Source organism: Corynebacterium dentalis (assembly GCF_900232865.1).
Taxonomy (GTDB): Bacteria; Actinomycetota; Actinomycetes; order Mycobacteriales; family Mycobacteriaceae; genus Corynebacterium; species Corynebacterium dentalis.
The window spans coordinates 247,649-266,101 of the sequence record NZ_OCTS01000003.1; the positions used below are offsets into that span (position 1 = coordinate 247,649).

The 18,453-nt window shown below is 61.1% G+C and carries 11 protein-coding genes; 7 read left to right on the forward strand and 4 right to left on the reverse strand.

Translation table 11 applies throughout. The annotated features are described in order from the left end of the window. Positions 1-19 precede the first annotated feature (19 nt). From trmB to CS919_RS04200, 6 genes are all read left to right on the forward strand, one after another. A complete protein-coding gene (gene trmB, locus CS919_RS04175) occupies positions 20-829 on the forward strand; it encodes a tRNA (guanosine(46)-N7)-methyltransferase TrmB (protein ID WP_099298229.1) in 810 nt (269 codons plus the stop codon). Then, positions 826-1,488: an NYN domain-containing protein gene (locus tag CS919_RS04180; RefSeq protein ID WP_099298299.1), complete on the forward strand. Its 663-nt coding sequence runs from the start codon at positions 826-828 to the stop codon at positions 1,486-1,488. The genes trmB and CS919_RS04180 overlap by 4 nt, the downstream gene beginning before the upstream one ends. An 83-nt stretch (positions 1,489-1,571) precedes the next feature. Continuing rightward, positions 1,572-3,854 carry an MMPL family transporter gene (locus CS919_RS04185; RefSeq protein ID WP_099298230.1) on the forward strand — a complete coding sequence of 761 codons (2,283 nt, stop codon included), beginning with the start codon at positions 1,572-1,574 and terminating at the stop codon, positions 3,852-3,854. Continuing rightward, positions 3,854-4,915, forward strand: a complete 1,062-nt coding sequence (locus tag CS919_RS04190) for a lysylphosphatidylglycerol synthase transmembrane domain-containing protein (RefSeq protein ID WP_234990799.1) — start codon at positions 3,854-3,856, stop codon at positions 4,913-4,915. Before CS919_RS04185 ends, CS919_RS04190 begins: the two co-directional genes overlap by 1 nt. A gap of 21 nt (positions 4,916-4,936) precedes the next feature. Then, the gene (locus CS919_RS04195; RefSeq protein ID WP_099298231.1) at positions 4,937-5,356 is read left to right on the forward strand and encodes a DUF3054 domain-containing protein; all 420 of its coding nucleotides are present in this window, start codon (positions 4,937-4,939) and stop codon (positions 5,354-5,356) included. Positions 5,357-5,541: 185 nt separating this feature from the next. Continuing rightward, on the forward strand, positions 5,542-7,641 hold the full coding sequence (locus tag CS919_RS04200; protein WP_099298232.1) for a PhoX family protein: 2,100 nt from the start codon (positions 5,542-5,544) through the stop codon (positions 7,639-7,641). A gap of 72 nt (positions 7,642-7,713) precedes the next feature. Here the strand turns inward: CS919_RS04200 and CS919_RS04205 are convergent, their stop codons facing one another. Next, complete coding sequence (locus tag CS919_RS04205; RefSeq protein ID WP_099298233.1) at positions 7,714-8,598, reverse strand: LysR substrate-binding domain-containing protein; 885 nt, start codon at positions 8,596-8,598, stop codon at positions 7,714-7,716. An 84-nt stretch (positions 8,599-8,682) separates the two neighbouring features. Here CS919_RS04205 and CS919_RS04210 point away from each other — a divergent pair, with 84 nt between their 5' ends. Further along, positions 8,683-9,927: an MFS transporter gene (locus tag CS919_RS04210; protein ID WP_099298234.1), complete on the forward strand. Its 1,245-nt coding sequence runs from the start codon at positions 8,683-8,685 to the stop codon at positions 9,925-9,927. 12 nt (positions 9,928-9,939) lie between these two features. On the opposite strand, the gene CS919_RS04215 is transcribed toward CS919_RS04210, so the two are convergent. From CS919_RS04215 to pks13, 3 genes are all read right to left on the reverse strand, one after another. Further along, entirely contained in the window at positions 9,940-11,652 is a 1,713-nt protein-coding gene (locus tag CS919_RS04215; RefSeq protein ID WP_234990800.1) for an AMP-binding protein, read from the reverse strand. 108 nt (positions 11,653-11,760) lie between these two features. Continuing rightward, on the reverse strand, positions 11,761-13,317 hold the full coding sequence (locus CS919_RS04220; protein ID WP_099298235.1) for an acyl-CoA carboxylase subunit beta: 1,557 nt from the start codon (positions 13,315-13,317) through the stop codon (positions 11,761-11,763). A gap of 92 nt (positions 13,318-13,409) precedes the next feature. Next, entirely contained in the window at positions 13,410-18,422 is a 5,013-nt protein-coding gene (gene pks13 / locus CS919_RS04225) for a polyketide synthase Pks13 (protein WP_099298236.1), read from the reverse strand. Between the last annotated feature and the right edge of the window lie 31 nt (positions 18,423-18,453).

Genomic DNA, 18,453 nt, shown 5'->3' on the forward strand with positions numbered 1-18,453 from the left:
GTCCCCGTAATCTGCAACAATGTACGGGATGAATGAACCCGAAAACTCCCCAGAAGTACACGCATCGGATATGCAGTCTGCCGATAGCGCGGGCGCACTCCCCCATGGTCGCCCTCCGCAGACTGAGTTTAACGATGGTCGCGACTATCCGCGACTGGGCAGCTTCAGCTTCCGCCGGGGCACGCTAACGGATAACCAAGAGGCCATGTGGGAAGAGAACTGGCCACAGCGTGGCAAAGTGCTCTCCGATGAGGTCATTGACCTGGACGAATGGTTCGGACGGCAGGCCCCTGGCGGCACCATCGTGGAGGTCGGATCTGGTACGGGCACGTCCACTGCGGCGATGACGCCGCTAGAACCGGACACCAATATCGTGGCCGTGGAGATCTATCGTCCGGGCCTGGCCAAGCTGCTGGGCGCGGCCGTGCGCGAAGGCATTGACAACATTCGCCTGGTTCGCGGCGATGGCGTGGAAGTGCTGCATCGCATGTTCGAGCCGAACTCGCTGGCGGGAGTGCGGGTGTTCTTCCCGGATCCGTGGCCTAAGGCTCGTCACCACAAGCGGCGCATCATCCAGACGGGCACGCTGCACCTGATCGCGGAGCGTTTGCGCCCGGGTGGCATCTTGCACGTGGCCACGGATCACGCGGACTACGCGGAGTGGATCGACGAGCTCGTCGAGGTTGAGCCACAGCTGGAGTATCTGGGATGGCCGGAGGATCAATCCGATATTCCCGTACTCACGGATCGCCAGATCATTACCAAGTTTGAGGGCAAGGGCTTGGAGAAGGATCACGTCATCAAGGAGTACCTGTGGCGGAAGCGATGAATGACCACGATTCCGAGTTTTCCCACCGTCTCGGCTCCTCCACGCAGCAGGATCCGTGCCTGCTGCTGGTGTGGGACGCGCCCAACATGGACATGGGTTTGGGTTCGATTCTAGGCAATCGCCCCACCTCCTCTTTCCGCCCGCGTTTCGATGCGGTGGGGCGTTGGCTGATCGATCTGGCCCAGGACATGGAGGAGGAGTTCGGCAGCCCGGTCATCCCTGAGGCCACGGTGTTCACCAACGTGGTTCCGGGTAATGCCGATGTGATCCGTCCATGGGTGGATGCCCTGCGCAACGTGGGTTTTGCGGTGTTTGCCAAACCCAAGGTGGAGGAAGATACGGACGTTGATGAGGATATGGTGGCCCATATTCGTCGACGCCAAGCCGAAGGCGTTCTAGACGGTGTGATCGTTGCCAGCGCGGACGGCCGAAACTTCAAGGAACTGCTGGAGCAACTGGCAGACGACATACCGGTGACGGTCATTGGTTTCCAAGAACACACCACTTGGGCTGTAGATTCTTCAGTCATAGACTTTGTGGATCTGGAGGAGATCGAGGGAGTCTTCCGAGAACCTCTACCTCGCGTGAACCTTGAGTCGCTGCCAGAAGCCGGTGCGTGGTTGCAACCATTCCGTTCGTTGCTGACCCTGCTGGACTAAAAAATTGCCTGGCTGCGTGCCCTCGTGACCGCGCACCCGCAAATATGACGTGATTGACCTCTATTCATAAGGAGACCCAACGGATGTTCAGCACTTGGGGCGATATCGCATACCGATTCCGCCGAGTCATCCCGCTGGTGATCATCGCAGCCATCGTGGCGCTCTTCGCTATCTTCGGCACCCAGTTGGGCGATCGGATGAGCCAAGAGGGTTGGGACGATCCTCACTCCCAGTCCACGCAGGCTGCGGCGGTGGAGGAAGAGGTCTTTGGCCGCGATGATTCCGGCGACGTCATTCTGTTGGTGCGCAGCGAGCAGCCTGGCGGAGCGGTCACAGACGAGGTTAAGCGCTCCGTCACGGAGCAGCTGGACGCGGTGCAACAAAAGCATGCAGAGAATCTGGGTCCCATCACCAGCTTCTTCGATAACGGTCCGCGGCAGCTAGCTAACGAAGATGGCACGGCGGCGTTTGCGTCGATCGCGATGGCAGGAACGGGAGAGGACGTCCTCACCAACTTTCGGGCGGTAGAGGATGACCTGCGCAACATTTCTGTCGACGGTGTGAGCGTTGAAGTGGCGGGCGCGACTGCCGTCTCTGATGCCCTCGACGAGGGAATGTCGAAGGATATTAAGCGCGCCGAACTGGTGGCTCTACCTGCGGTGGGTGTGCTGTTGCTGCTGGTGTTTGGCGGTGTGATTGCTGCCGGCATGCCGCTGCTGGTGGGCATCTTGTCCATCATGGGCTCGGCGGGTGTGCTGGCTATTTTGGCCGAGTACACGCAGATCAACGTGTTCGCCCAATCCGTGGTCACGCTGCTGGGCTTGGGTCTGGCGATCGACTACGGCCTGTTCATGGTCTCCCGTTTCCGCGAGGAGATGGCCGAGGGCAATGACGTGCGGGTGGCCGTGCGCAACACCACGGCCACGGCGGGCAAGACGGTGGTGTTCAGTGCGCTAATGGTGGCGGTTGCGCTGTCCGGCCTGCTGATTTTCCCGCAGGCGTTCCTCAAATCCGTGGCCTTCGGCGCAATGTCTGCGGTCGGCTTGGCCGCGATTCTGTCTGTTGCTGTGCTGCCCAGCATCTTCGCGATGCTCGGATCCAACATTGACCGGTGGGCTATCAAGAAGCAGACACGCAAGCGTTCTGAGGTGGTCAGCGGCGTGTGGGGCAAGATCCCGAGCTTCGCCATGCGCCACTCCAAGCTGGTGACGTTCTTCTTGGTGGCGGGCCTGCTGGCTCTGTCCATTCCGCTGTCCGGCATCAAGCTGGGTGGCCTCAACGAGACCTACCTGCCTCCCGCTAATGACACGCGCGTGGCGCAGGCGCACTTCGACGAGAACTTCCCTACCTTCCGCACCGATCCGGTGAAGCTGGTCATCGAAGGCGAGCCTGCGTTGGTCAGCCAGGTCTACCAGCAGGCCAATCAGGTGGAGGGCCTGGCTGCGCCATTCCAGGTGGCCCAGGCGACCAAGGACAACGTCACGGTGTTGTCTGCATCCATCGCCGACCGCGATGACTACGGCGAGATCGTGGATTACCTGCATGATCTGAAGGTCGATGGCGCCAACGTGATGGTCGCGGGCACCCCAGCCCTCGAGGTGGAGTCCATCAACGCGCTGTTCGAGAAGCTGCCGTGGATGCTGCTGTACATCGTGCTGGTCAGCTTCGTTCTCATGGCGATGATCTTCGGTTCCCTGATCATTCCTGCCAAAGCCGTGATCATGAATGTCTTGGGCACGGGTGCCACGTTAGGCATGCTCACGTTGTTGTTTGTCGACGGCATGGGCGCCGACTTCTTTGGCTACACCGCAGGCCCACTGATGAGTCCTGTACTCGTGTTGATTGTTGCCATCGTGTTTGGCCTATCCACGGACTACGAGGTGTTCCTGGTTTCCCGCATGGTGGAGGCCCGGGCCCGCGGGGCCACAACAGATCAGGCCATTCGCTTTGGTACTGCCACCACTGGTTCCATCATCACCGCTGCGGCGCTGATCATGATCGTAGTGTGTGGTGCGTTCGGGTTCTCCAGCATCGTGATGATGAAGTACATTGCCTTCGGCATGGTGATCGCGCTGATCCTGGATGCCACGGTCATCCGCATGTTGTTGGTACCAGCGGTGATGCACATGCTGCGCGAGGACAACTGGTGGGCACCTGGTTGGGTCAAGAAGCTCTCCGAGAAGGTGGGGCACAACGAGCAGCTGGCTTCCTCCGAGTCTCGGCTGACCGTGGCTGAGCTGGCAGCAACGCGGCAGCAGCGGGCCCTGACCGCTGGCCGCCGTGATGGCGGCGTGGTGGAGCACACTCGCAACGTGCCTTTTTCTGAACTGATGAAGCGGATGAACGACGAAGGCGGCGCCCGGTAGTGAATTGGCAGACAGTGCGGAAGGTAGTCAAGACAAAGCGCTTTCAAGCGTGCTTCGTCTTGATTGTCCTGGCCGCCCTCGTCTTTTTTGGTCGCGATCACCTGCACTTCATTGGCGATGGTTGGCGGGAACTGCAGGATGCGGACTTCCGGTGGGTGCTGGCCGCAATTGTGCTGGTGGGACTATCCATGATGGCTCAGGCCGAAGTCATGGTGGTACTGCTGCGTACGGCGGGAGTCAACGTCAAGCGGCGAGCTGTCAACGTTTTGGGCCTGGCCGCTAACGCGTGGAGCTCCTCGTTCCCCGGTGGTCCCGCGCTGAGCGCCGCGATGATCTTTCGCGAGCAAATGAAGTGGGGCGCCACCCCGGTTATCGCCAGTTGGTACATGATCCTGTCCGGCGCCCTGGCCGGTGCCGGCATGGCCGTACTGGCCTTGGGCAGCGTGTTTTTCTTGGGGCTGACCGTCAAACCTGTCACCCTCGCACTCTCTCTGGTAGGCCTGCTGGCGCTGGCTTTCGCCACCAACTGGGTGGCCAAGCACCCCGAACAGGTCGAGGCGTGGCTGGTAGCGCGGGCGCGCGCATTCAACAGCTGGCGCAACCAGCCGGAGGATCGTTTCACCCCGGCCATCGAGAGCTTTTCCGATCAGCTCTCCGCCGTGGAGTTGCCGCTGAACAAGCTGACGGCCGCCATTTTCTACTCAATGATGAATTGGGCGCTAGAGATCGCCTGCCTGCTGGCCTGCATCATGGCCATCGGCGGCGAGCCACCCATCGCGGGCGTGGTGTTGAGCTTCTTGGCGTCGAAACTGGTGGGCCAGGTACAGGTCACACCCGGCGGGCTCGGAACTGTGGACGTGGCTCTGACTACCTCCCTGGTGGGTCTGGCGGCGATGACTTCCGTGCACGCTTTCGCGGCGGTGCTGGTCTACCGCATGCTGAACTTCTTCGGCCTCACCCTGGTGGGGTGGCTGGTGTACTTCGGCGCGAAGTTGGCCAAGCCGGTGCTGGATACGGAGCCGCTGCATTCGGACGAGGCGAAATATTCGAGCGCGGCCTAACCCGCGTCCTACAATGAGGTTATGACTACCTCCGCCAGCACGGAACCAGCTCGCAGTAAGACAGTCCTGACGGCTTTTGTCGCAGATCTCATCGCCATCGCCGCCTTTGGGCTGTTCGCTCGCGTGGCTCACCAGAGTGCGGATATGCCACTCAACGTGCTGGGCTGGCTGAACACCACCTGGCCGTTTTGGCTGGGCGTGCTGGTCGCGTGGGCTCTGCTGTGGTGGGGAATGATGGGGAGCCGTTCTGGCCATGAGCTGTCCACGGTGCTGCCGGTGTGGGTCGGCGCTGTCGTGGTGGGACTGGGCGTGTGGACTTTGCGTAACGGAAGCCTCCCCCACTGGTCTTTTGTGATCGTGGCCTGCGTAATGAGCGCTCTTCTGCTGTGGGGATGGCGACTTGTGGCGCGCTTGTTCAGGGCGCGGGCGGGGCGCTCCTGACGTCGGGAAAAAATCTTTACCCGAGGCGAAAGTTCCCCTTAAGTTACTATTTCGCCATTTTTCGGTTACCCAACGTACATATTGAATCCAAAGTCAGTTCTTACTGATCCCATAGGCTCTACCTCGTTCAAGTTGACTACTTACCGCACCGCAATCGACGGTGCTCCTGTGACGAGGAGATTTCCATGGGTCTTAAGGGCCGTAATTTGCTGACCAAGCTGGACTTCCGTTCCAGCCGTTCCCACCGCACCTGCCTGTACAAGTGTGGTGATGCCTGCAGCAAGCCAGTTCCGAACACGTCGAAAAACACCTACTTCGGCGATCTGATGGACCGTGAGTTCACCCGCCGTAGCGCGTTGCGCACCGGTGGCGCCGCTGTGGTCACCGTGGGTGGTGCGTCCTTCATCGCCGCATGTTCGGATGGCAATGGGCTCGACGCCAACTCCTCCGATGCCTCCGCGACCTCCAGCTCCGCTGCAGATGTCCCTACCCCACAGGGCCTTAACTTCGAGATGGTTGCACCCAATACCGAGGACGCAGTGACCGTTCCCAACGGTTACTCCCAGAAGGTCGTCATCCGCTGGGGCGACAAGGTGGTAGACGGCGCGGGCGAATGGTCCGTGGACAACCAGAACGTGGAAGATGCCAAGCGCCAGTACGGCTTCAACAATGACTTCGCCGCCCTGCTGCCAATCGAGGGTCAGGACAACCGCTTCCTGCTGGTCTCCAACCACGAGTACACCACCCCACAGCAGATGTTCCGCGACTACGATGCGGACAACCCCACCGAAGAACAGGTCATGATCGAGATGGCCAACCACGGCCTGTCTGTCGTGGAGGTTGAGGGCAACGACAAGGACGGCAGCCTCAAGCCGGTCATGGGCAAGTACAACCGCCGTATCCACGGCCACACCCCGTTCGAACTGCGCGGACCAATCGTGGGCCATGACCTGGTCAAGACCACCAAGGATCCCGAGGGCAAGATGGTGGAGGGCACCTTCAACAACTGCTCCGGTGGCGTGACCCCATGGGGAACCATCCTGTCCGGTGAGGAAAACGTGGACCAGTACTTCGCCGGAGGCGAGGAGGTCAAGGACGAAAAGACCCGCGACCGCCTCAAGCGCTACGGCATCGAGGACCCAGAGTCCCAGCGCAAGTGGGAGCGCTTCGAAGATCGCTGGGACGTTCGCAAGGAGCCAAACGAGCCCAACCGCTTCAACTACGTGGTGGAGATCAACCCCTGGGATCCAGAGTCCACCCCGGTGAAGCACACCGCGCTGGGCCGCTTCAAGCACGAGGGCTCCAACATCCACGTCACTGGCGACGGTTCCGTGATTGCGTACTCCGGCGATGACTCCCGCTTCGAGTACCTCTACAAGTTCGTCTCTTCCCGCAAGATGCGCTCCGGCAATACGGACGCTGACCGCGCAGAGAACATGAAGATCCTGGACGAAGGCACCCTGTACGTGGCGACCTTCAACGGCAACTCCGATGACTTCTCCGAGTCCGGCAAGCTGCCAGAAGACGGCGCTTATGATGGCGACGGCGAGTGGAAGAAGCTGGTCACCGTAAAGGCTGACGGCTCCGCTGAGTCTCACATCGATGGCATGTCTGCTGAAGAGGTCATCATCTACACCCGCCTGGCGGGCGATGAGGCCGGCGCCACCAAGATGGACCGCCCAGAAGACGTTGAGCCGCACCCAACCACCGGCAAGGTCTACGCAGCACTGACCAACAACAAGTACCGCGGCGCCAACCGCGAAGGCAAGGACGATGCGCCTATCGCCGAGTGGGCTCCTATCCAGGAGAACAAGAACGGCATGGTGCTGGAGCTGGATGACGATCACACCGGCGAGAAGTTCACCTGGAACCTGCTGCTGGTCTGTGGCGATCCAGAGGCAGCTGAGACCTACTTCGGTGGCTTTGATAAGTCCAAGGTCTCCCCGATCTCCTGCCCGGACAACCTCACTTTCGATTCCTTCGGCAACCTGTGGGTGTCCACCGACGGAAACGCCCTGGAATCCAACGACGGCCTGTTCGCCGTGGCCCTCGAGGGCGATGCCCGCGGCCTGACCAAGCAGTTCCTCACCGTTCCTGCCGGTGCAGAGACCTGCGGCCCGCTGGTCTTCGAAAAGCGCGTCCTGGTCAACGTCCAGCACCCGGGTGAAGACGACGAAGCAACCGTGGAAAACACCTCTTCCCACTGGCCAGATGGTGGCGATTCCCTCACTCGCCCTGCCACCGTGGTGGCATGGAAGGATGACATGGGCACCATCGGCGCCTAGTTATTCCGCTGGCCCCCGGTGGATGGTCCGGTGAATTCTCTGGGGGTCACTCCGAGGGATGAGTAGAGCTCTCTAGACCTCTGCCCTCTCGGACACAAAGTCTCGAAACGCCTCGGCTGCTAGCGCAGCTGAGGTTTTCGCTTTCCACACCATCCCCAATTCCCGCTCCCGCTTTTCTCGCAGCGGAATCAGGTGCATTCCTGGGGTCACGATGTTCGGATCACCCAGCGGAAGCAAGGCCACGCCCAGCCCGGCAGAAACGAGCCCCGCTAAGGTGGTCAGCTCCATAGATTCGAACACCAGGTGGGGGCGGAACCCGGCGCGCGCAGTGAGCTCATCCAGCAACATGCGAGTGCCATAGCCCGGCAGCATTGCCACAAAGTCTTCGTATGCGGCCTCGCTCAAGTTGATGCTTTCGCGATCCGCCCACATGTGCTGCGCCGGAACGGCAAGCGCGAGCCGCTGTGTGGCGAGCTGCTTCCACCCCAGCTCCCCTGATTCCACGAACGCCGTGGGCTTGGGCCCCACCAGCGCCACGTCAGCCTCTCCTGCTAAGACGTGGTCTATGAGAGTCTGTGCCGCACCTTGGACCAACTGGAATGTCACATGAGGGTGATCTTCCCGGTAGGAGCGCACCAAATCCGGCACCAGCCACGTTCCCAACGAGTGCATGAAATCCAGGCGCACGGTTCCACGCTCTGGGTCCATCAGCCGATGGACTTCCTCCACTCCGCGTTGCCACACTCCGGTGGCCTCGGTCGCACTTTTGGCTAGCGCTTTGCCGCACTCGTTGATCGATAGGTGCCTGCCGTGCCGATCAAACAACGGCGCTCCCACTTCGCTTTCCAGTGCCGCGAGCCTTCGAGAGAGTGCAGACTGGCTCACGCCCAGCTTGACGGAGGAATCGACCATGTTTTGGGTCTCCGCCATGTCGAGGAACCACCTCAGTTCTTTCATGGGCAATATTATTGCAGAGATCGGGACATATAGACACGATCGTTGCATTTATAGAAACTATCGCCGTCCTTCACAATGGAACGTATGACTTCGCACTCAGCGCAAGAGACTTCCCCAGACTTCTCGCCCGCCGACGGCTTGACCCCGGAGGATCCAGGTTATCGTCGGGCGATGGTTGGTGCGCTGTGTGCCGGGCTGGCCTCATACAACGCCTTATATGCGACGCAAGCAGTACTGCCGAATTTGACCGAGTCCTTTGGCATCAACCCCACCCTTGCAGCACTAACGGTCAGCGCCACCACCGGTGCATTGGCCGTCGCCGTGATTCCCACCAGCATCATCAGCGAGCGCTTCGGTAGGCGCCGGGTCATTCAAATTTCTGTGCTGGTGGCCACGCTGATTTCTCTGCTGTTGGCATTCCTGCCATCGATAGGCTCACTCATCGCTGTTCGTGCGGTTCAAGGCTTGGCGATCGCAGGCGTGCCTGCAGTGGCCATGGCCTATTTGTCTGAGGAAATCAGTTCGAAGCACCTGTCCAAAGTGATGGGCTTCTATATCGCGGGCAATACACTGGGCGGGCTCATCGGCCGCCTCATTCCAGGAACCGCGCTGGAGTTTTTCGAATGGCGCGGAGCAGTATTCACGGGCGCTATATTCGCTTTCCTCACCGCGATCCTGACGGCCGTCATGCTACCAGCTCAACGCAACTTTCATCCGAAGCAGATCACCTTCTCGCATGAGCTTTCCGCCCTAGGCGGGCATTTGCGCAACCACTCGTTGCTCAAGCTCTTTCTTCTGCCCTTTCTGATGATGGGCGCATTCGTCTCGCTCTACAACTTCCTGGGGTTTCGCCTGATCAGTGAATTCGGGCTTCCCGCATCGCTGGCCGCCTTCGTTTTCATCATGTACTTGTCCGGCACGTGGTCATCTGCGCGTGCTGGAACTTACATCGAGAAGTTCGGCCGAGGCGCGGTGCTCACATGGTCCCTACTCATCGCCATCGCGGGACTGGCGCTGCTGCTTGCGCCGTGGCTGTGGGCCACGCTAGTAGGCACGCTGCTGTTTACTGCATCGTTTTTCGCGGCGCACTCCACTGCCAGTTCGTGGGTGGGGCTGGCAGCTACTTCCGATCGAGCGGAAGCCTCGAGCATGTACATTCTCAGTTACTACTTGGGCTCGTCCCTCATCGGCTGGGTATCCGGATTCTTTTTCCACCACGGATGGCCTGCATTGATTGCATGGCTCTGCGCGCTCTTTGCGATCGCTTTTGTTGTCTCACTGACCCTCGGCGGACCGGGCTCAGTACGCGCACGCTTCGCCCGCCGATAATTAGAATAGGGTCTAGCCCACTGGCAATTCGCGCGGCATAACCTTTCCGGTCGGGTTGCGCGGCAGACGAACCATGAAGACCACGTCACGAGGAACCGCAGGCTCCAAGAGATTCTCTCGGACCCACTGCTGAATGGACTCTTCCGTCAGCGCTTCCCCTTCTGGAGAATCGTCGCGGACTACCCAAAGCTTGATGCGCTGGAAGGTGTCGTCGTCATCAACACCCTTGGCGTAGAGGTCACGGATACCCGGCATGGAAAACAGAACCTCTTCCACGCTGCGAGGGTAAACATTCTCACCGCCAACGATGATCATGTCATCGGCGCGACCTAGAACGTAGAGGCGGCCTTCCTCGTCCAGGTAACCGCGGTCTCCCACCTCGAGGAGGCCACGCTGCTCCACCATCTTGTCCCGATCGTTGGTGTAGTTACGCATGCTCATAATACCGCGACAGTAGATGCGGCCGGGCTGATTAGGCCCCAGGCTCTTGCCATTTTCATCCAAGATGCGCAGGCGCACGCCCGCCACAGGCTTGCCCACTGTGGCGGGGGTATTCACCATGTCATTGGCATCGGCTATGGTAGCCACCGAGTTCTCCGTGGAGCCGTAGAAGTTTCGCACCACAGGACCGAATTCCTCGACCAGGCCGGTGACCAAATCCTCGTGCATCACGTTGCCGGAGGACACGATGAACTCCAGCGGCTGGACTTCGTAGTTACCCTCTTGGGCGACCTTGAGCTGCTCCTTTATGAAGATCGGAGAGGTGATGATGGCCTGGCATTTGTAGTTTTGCAGGTCTTCCATGGCCTGTACTGGGTCGAACTTGCGACGGAAAATCACCGTGCAGCGGTGCGCAATCAAGATGTTGACGTTAGCCCAACCCCAGCTGTGGAACAACGAGGCGGTCTGCTGCACAGTCAGATTCGCCTGCCATCCGATGCGCGGGATGATGGAGATGAGCGGAATCGGCACTAGGGGCTCACGATGGCGAACGCCCTTCGGCGTGCCCGAGGTGCCAGAGCTCATGATCACGATGCTGCCTTGGTGCGGGCGGAACGGAAGCTTTTCTTCCTTCTTGCTTGGAGCAGTATCGATCAGCTGCTGAAAGCTCTTCCACTGCGGGTTGGCGCCCTGCGGATTCTGCAGGTCTTCAGCGTGTGCGATGAAGACCTCACACTCATTCCATTCCGCGGGCAGATGCTGGCCAAATTCCTCATCCACGAAGACTGCATCCAGATGGTGCTCGCGGATCAATTCCTGCAGCTGAGAAGGCGAACTCGCCACATTCAGCAAGTAGATGGACGCCCCCGAGTAGGCCTTGGCGGCCAGGACCATTGGGATGACGCGAGAGTTGCGGGCCATCACGCCCACACGACCTTTTTTGCCAATACCCTTAGACTGAAATACACGTGCCAAAGCTTGCGCGTCATCGCGAAGCCCGCGGTAGGTGATCTCACCCATGTCATCGATAATTGCCGTGCGGTTTGGCTCCGCATAGGCCGCGTACCAGACCTGGCGACCGCAAGTGAAGCCATACTTCGCGATGCCACCCCCCAGCACGATCTTCCCCCACAGACCCGTGCCCTGCACCACCATGCCGGAGCGCAGCACTCCCCAGATTCCGGTAGAGACTGTCGCGACGTCCAGTGCTAGACCTTCAGCTGTATACACCGCCTTCTTAGCGCGGTTGAGGACAGACGAGATACTGGGAATTCCAATAGCCACAAATTTTTCCTTGTACAAACGTCGAACGAACTACTATGCATATAACGTTTTTGCCCAGAAAAGTGTTACTGCCAAGAAGCACACCGTCCTGGCGGATTTCAGACCTGGCTACATCGGCATGATGGTGTGCTTCTTCTCCGGCTCCAGCAAGTTCTTGTTGCGCAGCTGGCGCATGGACTGCCGCAAGCGCAGGCGGGTCTCGGACGGCTCGATCACCGCGTCGATGTAACCACGCTCTGCAGCCACGTATGGGCTGGTCATATTGGCATTGTAGAAGTCCATGAACATCTTTTTGGCCATGGGGCGCTGCTCTTCCGGCATGGCCGCCAGCTGCTTGCCCTGCATCATCACCACGGCAGCCTCCGCGCCCATCACGGCGATCTGCGCGGTTGGCCACGCCAGATTCACATCGGCGCCGAGATTCTTGGAACCCATCACCGCATAACCGCCACCGAAGGCCTTGCGCACCACCACAGTCACCTTCGGCACAGAGGCCTCCACCATGGCAAAGCCCAGCTTCGCGCCACGGTGAATCAATCCCGCCTTCTCCTGCTCCACGCCAGGCAGGTAGCCCGGGGTGTCCACCACGAAGACCAGCGGAATGTTGTACGCGTTGCAGATACGAATGAATCGCGCAGACTTGTCCGCGGCGTCTGCGTCGAGACATCCGGCAAGCACCATCGGCTGGTTGGCCACCACGCCCACGGCCTGCCCATCCACGCGAGCGAATCCCGTGAACACGTTCTGTCCGTACTCGTCCTGGACTTCCAGCACGTTTTCGTCATCGAAGATACGCGTGAGGACTTCCATCATGTCGTATCCCGCGTTCGGATCATCGGGGATCACGCTGGAGAGCTCTTCGTCGCGCTCGGTAGGGTCATCGGAGGGCGCCCAGAACTTTGGTGTCTCGTCGTAAACGCTCATCGGCAGGAACTCCATGAGGTCCTTGACGTAGTTGAACGCCTCTTCCTCGCTGGGTGCCACGTAGGAAATGTTGCCGTTGCGGGCCTGCGCGTGAGCGCCGCCGAGCTCTTCGTGGGAGACCTTCTCGCCAGTCACGGACTCAATCACGGCGGGGCCCGTGACGAACATCTGCGTGCGTTTATCCACTGCTACCAGGAAGTCCGTGGTCACGGGCGCGTACACCGCACCACCGGCAGACGGGCCCAGCAGAATGGAAATCTGGGGGCTCTGGCCGGACAGGGGCAGCTGACGTCGGGCGATTTCGGAGTACATCGCCAGGGACGTCACTGCGTCCTGAATACGCGCGCCACCGGAATCATTGATGCCAATCATGGGGCAGCCGATGCGCTGGGCCATGTCCATGATCTCCACGACCTTCTTGCCGAAGGTCTCGCCCACCGAACCGCCGTAGACAGTCTTATCGTGCGCATAAATGGCCACGGTCCGGCCGTTGATCTGGCCGTATCCGGTCACCACGCCGTCGCCGTAGGGCGCGTTCGGGTCTCCCGGGGTACGCCCCAGCGCGCCAATTTCGATGAAGGTGCCCTCGTCTAGCAGCGCGTCGATGCGCTGGCGCGGCGTGGTCAGGCCAGCTTCGTCGCGCTTGGCCTTCGCATTCTCCGAGCCGGGGTCTTGGGCCTTTTCGAGGCGTCGACCCAGCTCTTCGAGCTTTTCCGCCGTCGTTGCTGTGGTGTCAGTCACGGTGCTTGGGGCTTCCTTCTCGTCGGTCTTGTCTAGGTGCGGGCTGGTGGGCGCACGGACGCGGATGGAATCGGTGTTTTTTCCGACGCCAACTACGTCCTATTCTGCGCGTCTTCCTGCAGGTGCTTACTGATCACCGCACCCACGGTGGCGATCTCTGGTTCATCCACGATAGCGAGGTGATCGCCATGGAGTTGCACGATTTCCAGGTCTGCGACGATCTGTCCCCATCCGCCGTCCGGAGCAACCTCGATATAGGCCGGCTCCAGCTCGATGGCTCCGTCGTGCATCCGCTCGGAGCGGAACAGCGTCACGGGAACGTTGACCTCAGACCACTGGGCAAAGCTCAGGGATTCCAGGATGCGATTGTCCACGAAGCTGGCGCGCTGATGTTCGAGCACACCGGCGGGCAGCCCCATCTGCGCCAGGGCTGGGGAGGCCAGCATGTCCTGGAACATTTCCATCATGACGTCTTCGCCCTTTTCGTCGAGCAAGTCATGGGGAACCTCGAGGGGCAGCCCATAGGTGCGCTGCGCAAAGTCCGCGTAGCGATCCCAACGGGCGTGCATTTCCTCGGCGGTATCTTGCGCGGGGTTCTTCGGCTGCACGGTGTCCAGCAGGACGATGCGCTGCACTTCTGCGGTCTTCTCCCCTGCTGCGGCACGCTTCTCCAACTGCGCGGCGACTTCGTAAGCCAAGGCGCCACCGAAGCTCCATCCACCGAGCACGATGGGTAGGCCACCGGACAGTTCGATGATTTCGTCAAGGTAGGCCTCGGCGCGCTCGGCCAGCGGTCCTTCGAGTCGTTCGACGCCAAACACTGGCATGTTCTCAGCTAGTCGTCTCACCAGCGGCTGGTAGACCACGGAGGATCCACCGGCGGGATGGAACATGAACACCGAGGAGATGCCTGCTTCGTCAGCCTCTGCGGAGCGTCCGCGCAGCACGCGGATATTGCCTTCTACCTCGGCTTCCAACTCCTCGCGGACCTTGTCACTCAGTGGCTCCAGGGTGGTGGCGGACAGAACATCAGCAGCTTCGATGGTGGCGCCGGAGCGCTCGGACAGGCGTGAGGCCAGTGCCTCTGCCTGCTCTTGGCTGATATCTGGTAGCTCGGAGGTGACACCTCCGGCAGCCTTGCCGGTTATCTTTGCCCAGGTAGCGAACACCATGCGCTCGGAGGCATCACGCGGAGCCACTCCGCCCGCGGTGGCGGTGTAGTCCGTGGTTTTTTCAGAGGCGTCCGGCGACGTGGAGGACTCGGTAGTCTCAGCGGACTCAGCAGCCGCTGCGTGTGGCGCGCCTTCGAGTTCGGCCTCGGTAGCTGCACCGGCGCCCGCCGAGTGCCGTTCATTAACCATCTGCTCCACGATGGCAATCACATCGTCCACGGAACCGTCACGCAGCGCCTGAACCTGCAGCGGAGGAATATCGAAATCGTATTCCACGCGGTTCTTGATGCGCATACCCATCAGGGAGTCCAGACCCAGATCGATCAGCGGCAGCTCGCCGGGCAGATCTTCCACGTCATAGCCCATGGCCTCGCCGACGATCTCCCGCAGGCGATCCGCGACGCTCTGTCCGGAGTCTGGGTTCCATCGCTGCGCATCTGCATCCACCTCCGGCAGCCGGTTGGCGTTCACGCCCTTTTTCGCGGATTCTGCTACACCGGCGGATACGTTGCCCGTGCTACCTGCGGTCGATCCTGCACCTGTAGCGCCAGCCACACCGGAGACGGCATCGGGGGCGGCGTCGCGCAAGGAGGTAGAGATGAAAGCCTCGCCTAGAAGCGGCATGGCGGAGGACTCGGCGTCGTGAATATTGACGGCCCAACCACCCAAGGACTTGGACACCACAGCGGTCAGCATGCCCGAGGTCAACAACGGGGAATGCTCCTGGGAGGCCACCACTGCGGCGGAGGAATCCAGATCCGCGGCAATCGCCTCACTCAACGCCAGCATCGAAGGAACGATGTCCGCAGACACGGAATAGGCGATCGATCCGCCCGGCAGGTTCACGCGGGTGCCCGGCAGATCCACGGAGGTACCAGACGAAGGACGTGCATTGGTCCAGTACGCGTTGCTGTTCCACCGCACGCCCGGCACGTCGGCAGACTCGCCGGTGCCCACTAGCGCCTTGAGATCGATGTCCTGACCCTGCACGTAGAGCTCGGCCAGCAGGTTGCTGACGGTATCGGAGACCGGCTCCTTCCGCTTGAGCGCGAACAGCAGCTTGGACTCACCCGCGTTGTGGGCGAACGCGTTGTTCATCAGCGGCATCAGCGCCACGGGGTTGGGAGCGAACTCAACGAAGGTGCGGTAGCCGTCGTCAAACTGCTTGCCCGAGGCCTCAGAGAACCACACCGGCTGGCGGGTGCATCGCACGAAGTACTCGGCATCGTGCAGCGTCTCACCCGGCTGATAAACTCGGCCGCGATCGACCGTGGAGTACAGCGGCACGGAAATTGGCTGCGGCTCGATGTCGGAGATCTCGAAGTGCAGTTCGCCCAGGATCGGGTCCAACATCGAGGTGTGACCCGCACCCTTGACGTCCAACAGACGAGCGAACTTGCCCTCGCCCTCGAGGTGCTCCACCAGTTTGCTCACCGGCTCGCGCGGGCCACCGACGGTGGTCATGCCCGGCGCGGCGAACACCGCAGGCTCCACGGTAGAGAACTCTGGGTGGCTCTCGGTGAACTTGGCCAGCTCGTCCACACCGAATTCCACCACGGCCATCGCGCCCTGCTTGTCCTCTGGCAGCAGCTGCTCGCCCTCACCCATCAGGCGGGAGCGGTGGGAGGCGATGCGCACGGCATCGGACATGCTCAGACCACCCACGGCATAGGCCGCAGCGATCTCGCCCATGGACTGCCCCACCACAGCCGCAGGACGCGCGCCGAGGTGGCGCAGCAGATCCGTCAACGCGATCTGGATGCAGGTGATACCCACCTGCGCGGATTCCAAGTCAAAGTTCTGCTCGTCATCGAGGATCTTCTCCACGATCGACCAGCCCGATTCCTGCTGGACAACCTCGTCGATATCCTGCAGACGCTGCGCGAACAAAGGCGAGAGCTCGTAGAGGTCCTTGCCCATCTTGCGGTGCTGGGAGCCGAAGCCGGAGTAGACCCACACGGAGCCCAGAGCGTTCGGCGAGTCCGCGGACTTGGTTTGTCCCGTCTGCTTGCCGTCCGCGATGCGCTGCAGTCCGTCGAGTGCTTCGTCCCAGGTCTTCGCCAGGGCCACGCCGCGGGAGCGGCCGTGGTTGCGCCCGGCCAGGGCGCGGGCCACGTCCGCAAGCGCTGGTTGTGGGTTGCTGTTTTTCTTTTCCTCCAGCCACGCCACCAGGTCAGTGGCTGCAGCCCGACGCCGGGACGGCAATAGTCCGCTCACCGGCAACAGGTAGGTGGGCTCCACGCCCGCCGAATCCGCGGTATCCAAACCCACGGGAGCGGTGGCGGTCTCATCCTGATCCTGCGCGTGGGCTTGCCCATTGGCATCAGCATCATCCGGGGCGGCCAGCACCACGTGCGCATTCGTACCACCGAAGCCGAAGCCGGACACACCCGCAACGGCTCGGCCGGAGTACTCCGGCCATTCGCGGCCGTCCTCGACTACTTCCAAGCGGGTGCGGTCGAAATCAATGTACGGATTGGGGCCCGTGTAGTTCAAGGACGGCGGCAGCATGCCCTCGCGCATCGCCATGGCCACCTTGATCACTCCGGCCACGCCCGCAGCGGCTTCCGTATGCCCGAAGTTGGTCTTGGCGGAGCCCAGCAGTGTGGGCGAGGCGGCATCGCGCCCCTCGCCCAGCACGGCGCCGAGTGCGGTGGCCTCGATCGGATCACCGAGAATGGTGCCCGTGCCGTGGGCTTCCACGTAATCCACCAGCGTGGGATCGATTCCCGCATCGTTATACGCTGCGTGCAGAACATCTACCTGGGCATCAGGATTAGGCGCGGTCAGGCCATTGGAACGTCCATCGGAATTGACTGCAGAGCCCTTGATCACTGCCAGGACGTGATCGCCTTGGCGTCGAGCATCCGAAAGACGCTTGAGCACGATCACACCAGCACCATCCGAACGCACGATGCCGTCTGCATCCTCGGAGAAAGCGCGGATGCCACCCGTGGGGCTCAGCACGCCCAATTCAGAGAATGCAACCGTGGCAAAAGGACTGGCCAGCAGGTTCACGCCGCCGGCGATCGCCACGGAAGAATCACCATCGCGCAAAGAACGAACTGCCTGGTGGATGGCCACCAAGGAAGAAGAACACGCCGTGTCCAGCGCCACGGACGGGCCACGGAAATCAAAGGCATATGAGATGCGGTTGGCGATGATGGACGAGGAATTGCCCGTCAGAGAATACGGGTGCGCTTCCTTGGGATCCGCACTGATCAACATGGCGTAATCGTTGTTGGTGGTACCCATGAACACGCCCACGGGAAGGCCGCGCAAGGTGTTCGCAGGAATCCCCGCGTCCTCCAGCGCCTCCCACGTCAGCTGCAGCGTCATACGCTGCTGCGGGTCCATGTTCGCGGCCTCCAACGGCGACAAGCCAAAGAACTCCGCATCGAAAGAAGCGATGTCCTCGATGTAACCGCCGGTCAGGACGGCCTCGTCCATGCGACGAACCATCTCTTCATCGTTGGCATACTCCGACCAACGGCCGGCAGGTAGCTCGCCCACGCCGGACTTGTAACCCACGAACATGTCCCACATCTCGCGTGCACTGTTTGCTCCCGGGTACCGGCCCGCGATGCCCACGATCGCTACGTCGCGATCCTCCGGGCTCAGCTGCGCGCCGGAGTGCGAACGTTGACCAGTAGAGGCAGTGGGACGCTGACGGCCGTTGATCACGAAGTCAGACAGCGCATTGATCGTGTTGAACTCATACGCCACGGTCGCGTCCAGAGACACGCCCATCAGGCGTTCCAGATCACCCGAAAGCACCACGACATCGCGAGAGGAAAGCCCAAACTCCTCCATCGCGCGGTCATCAGTGATCTGATCAGCAGGCAGTCCAGTGGTCTCCGCCACCCAGTTCCGCAGCCATTCGCGCATCTGCTGAACTGTCGTGGGACGTGGAGTCACGCTGCTATCTGCCATGCGGACCAATTCCTTCCTTCGCGGTGATCGC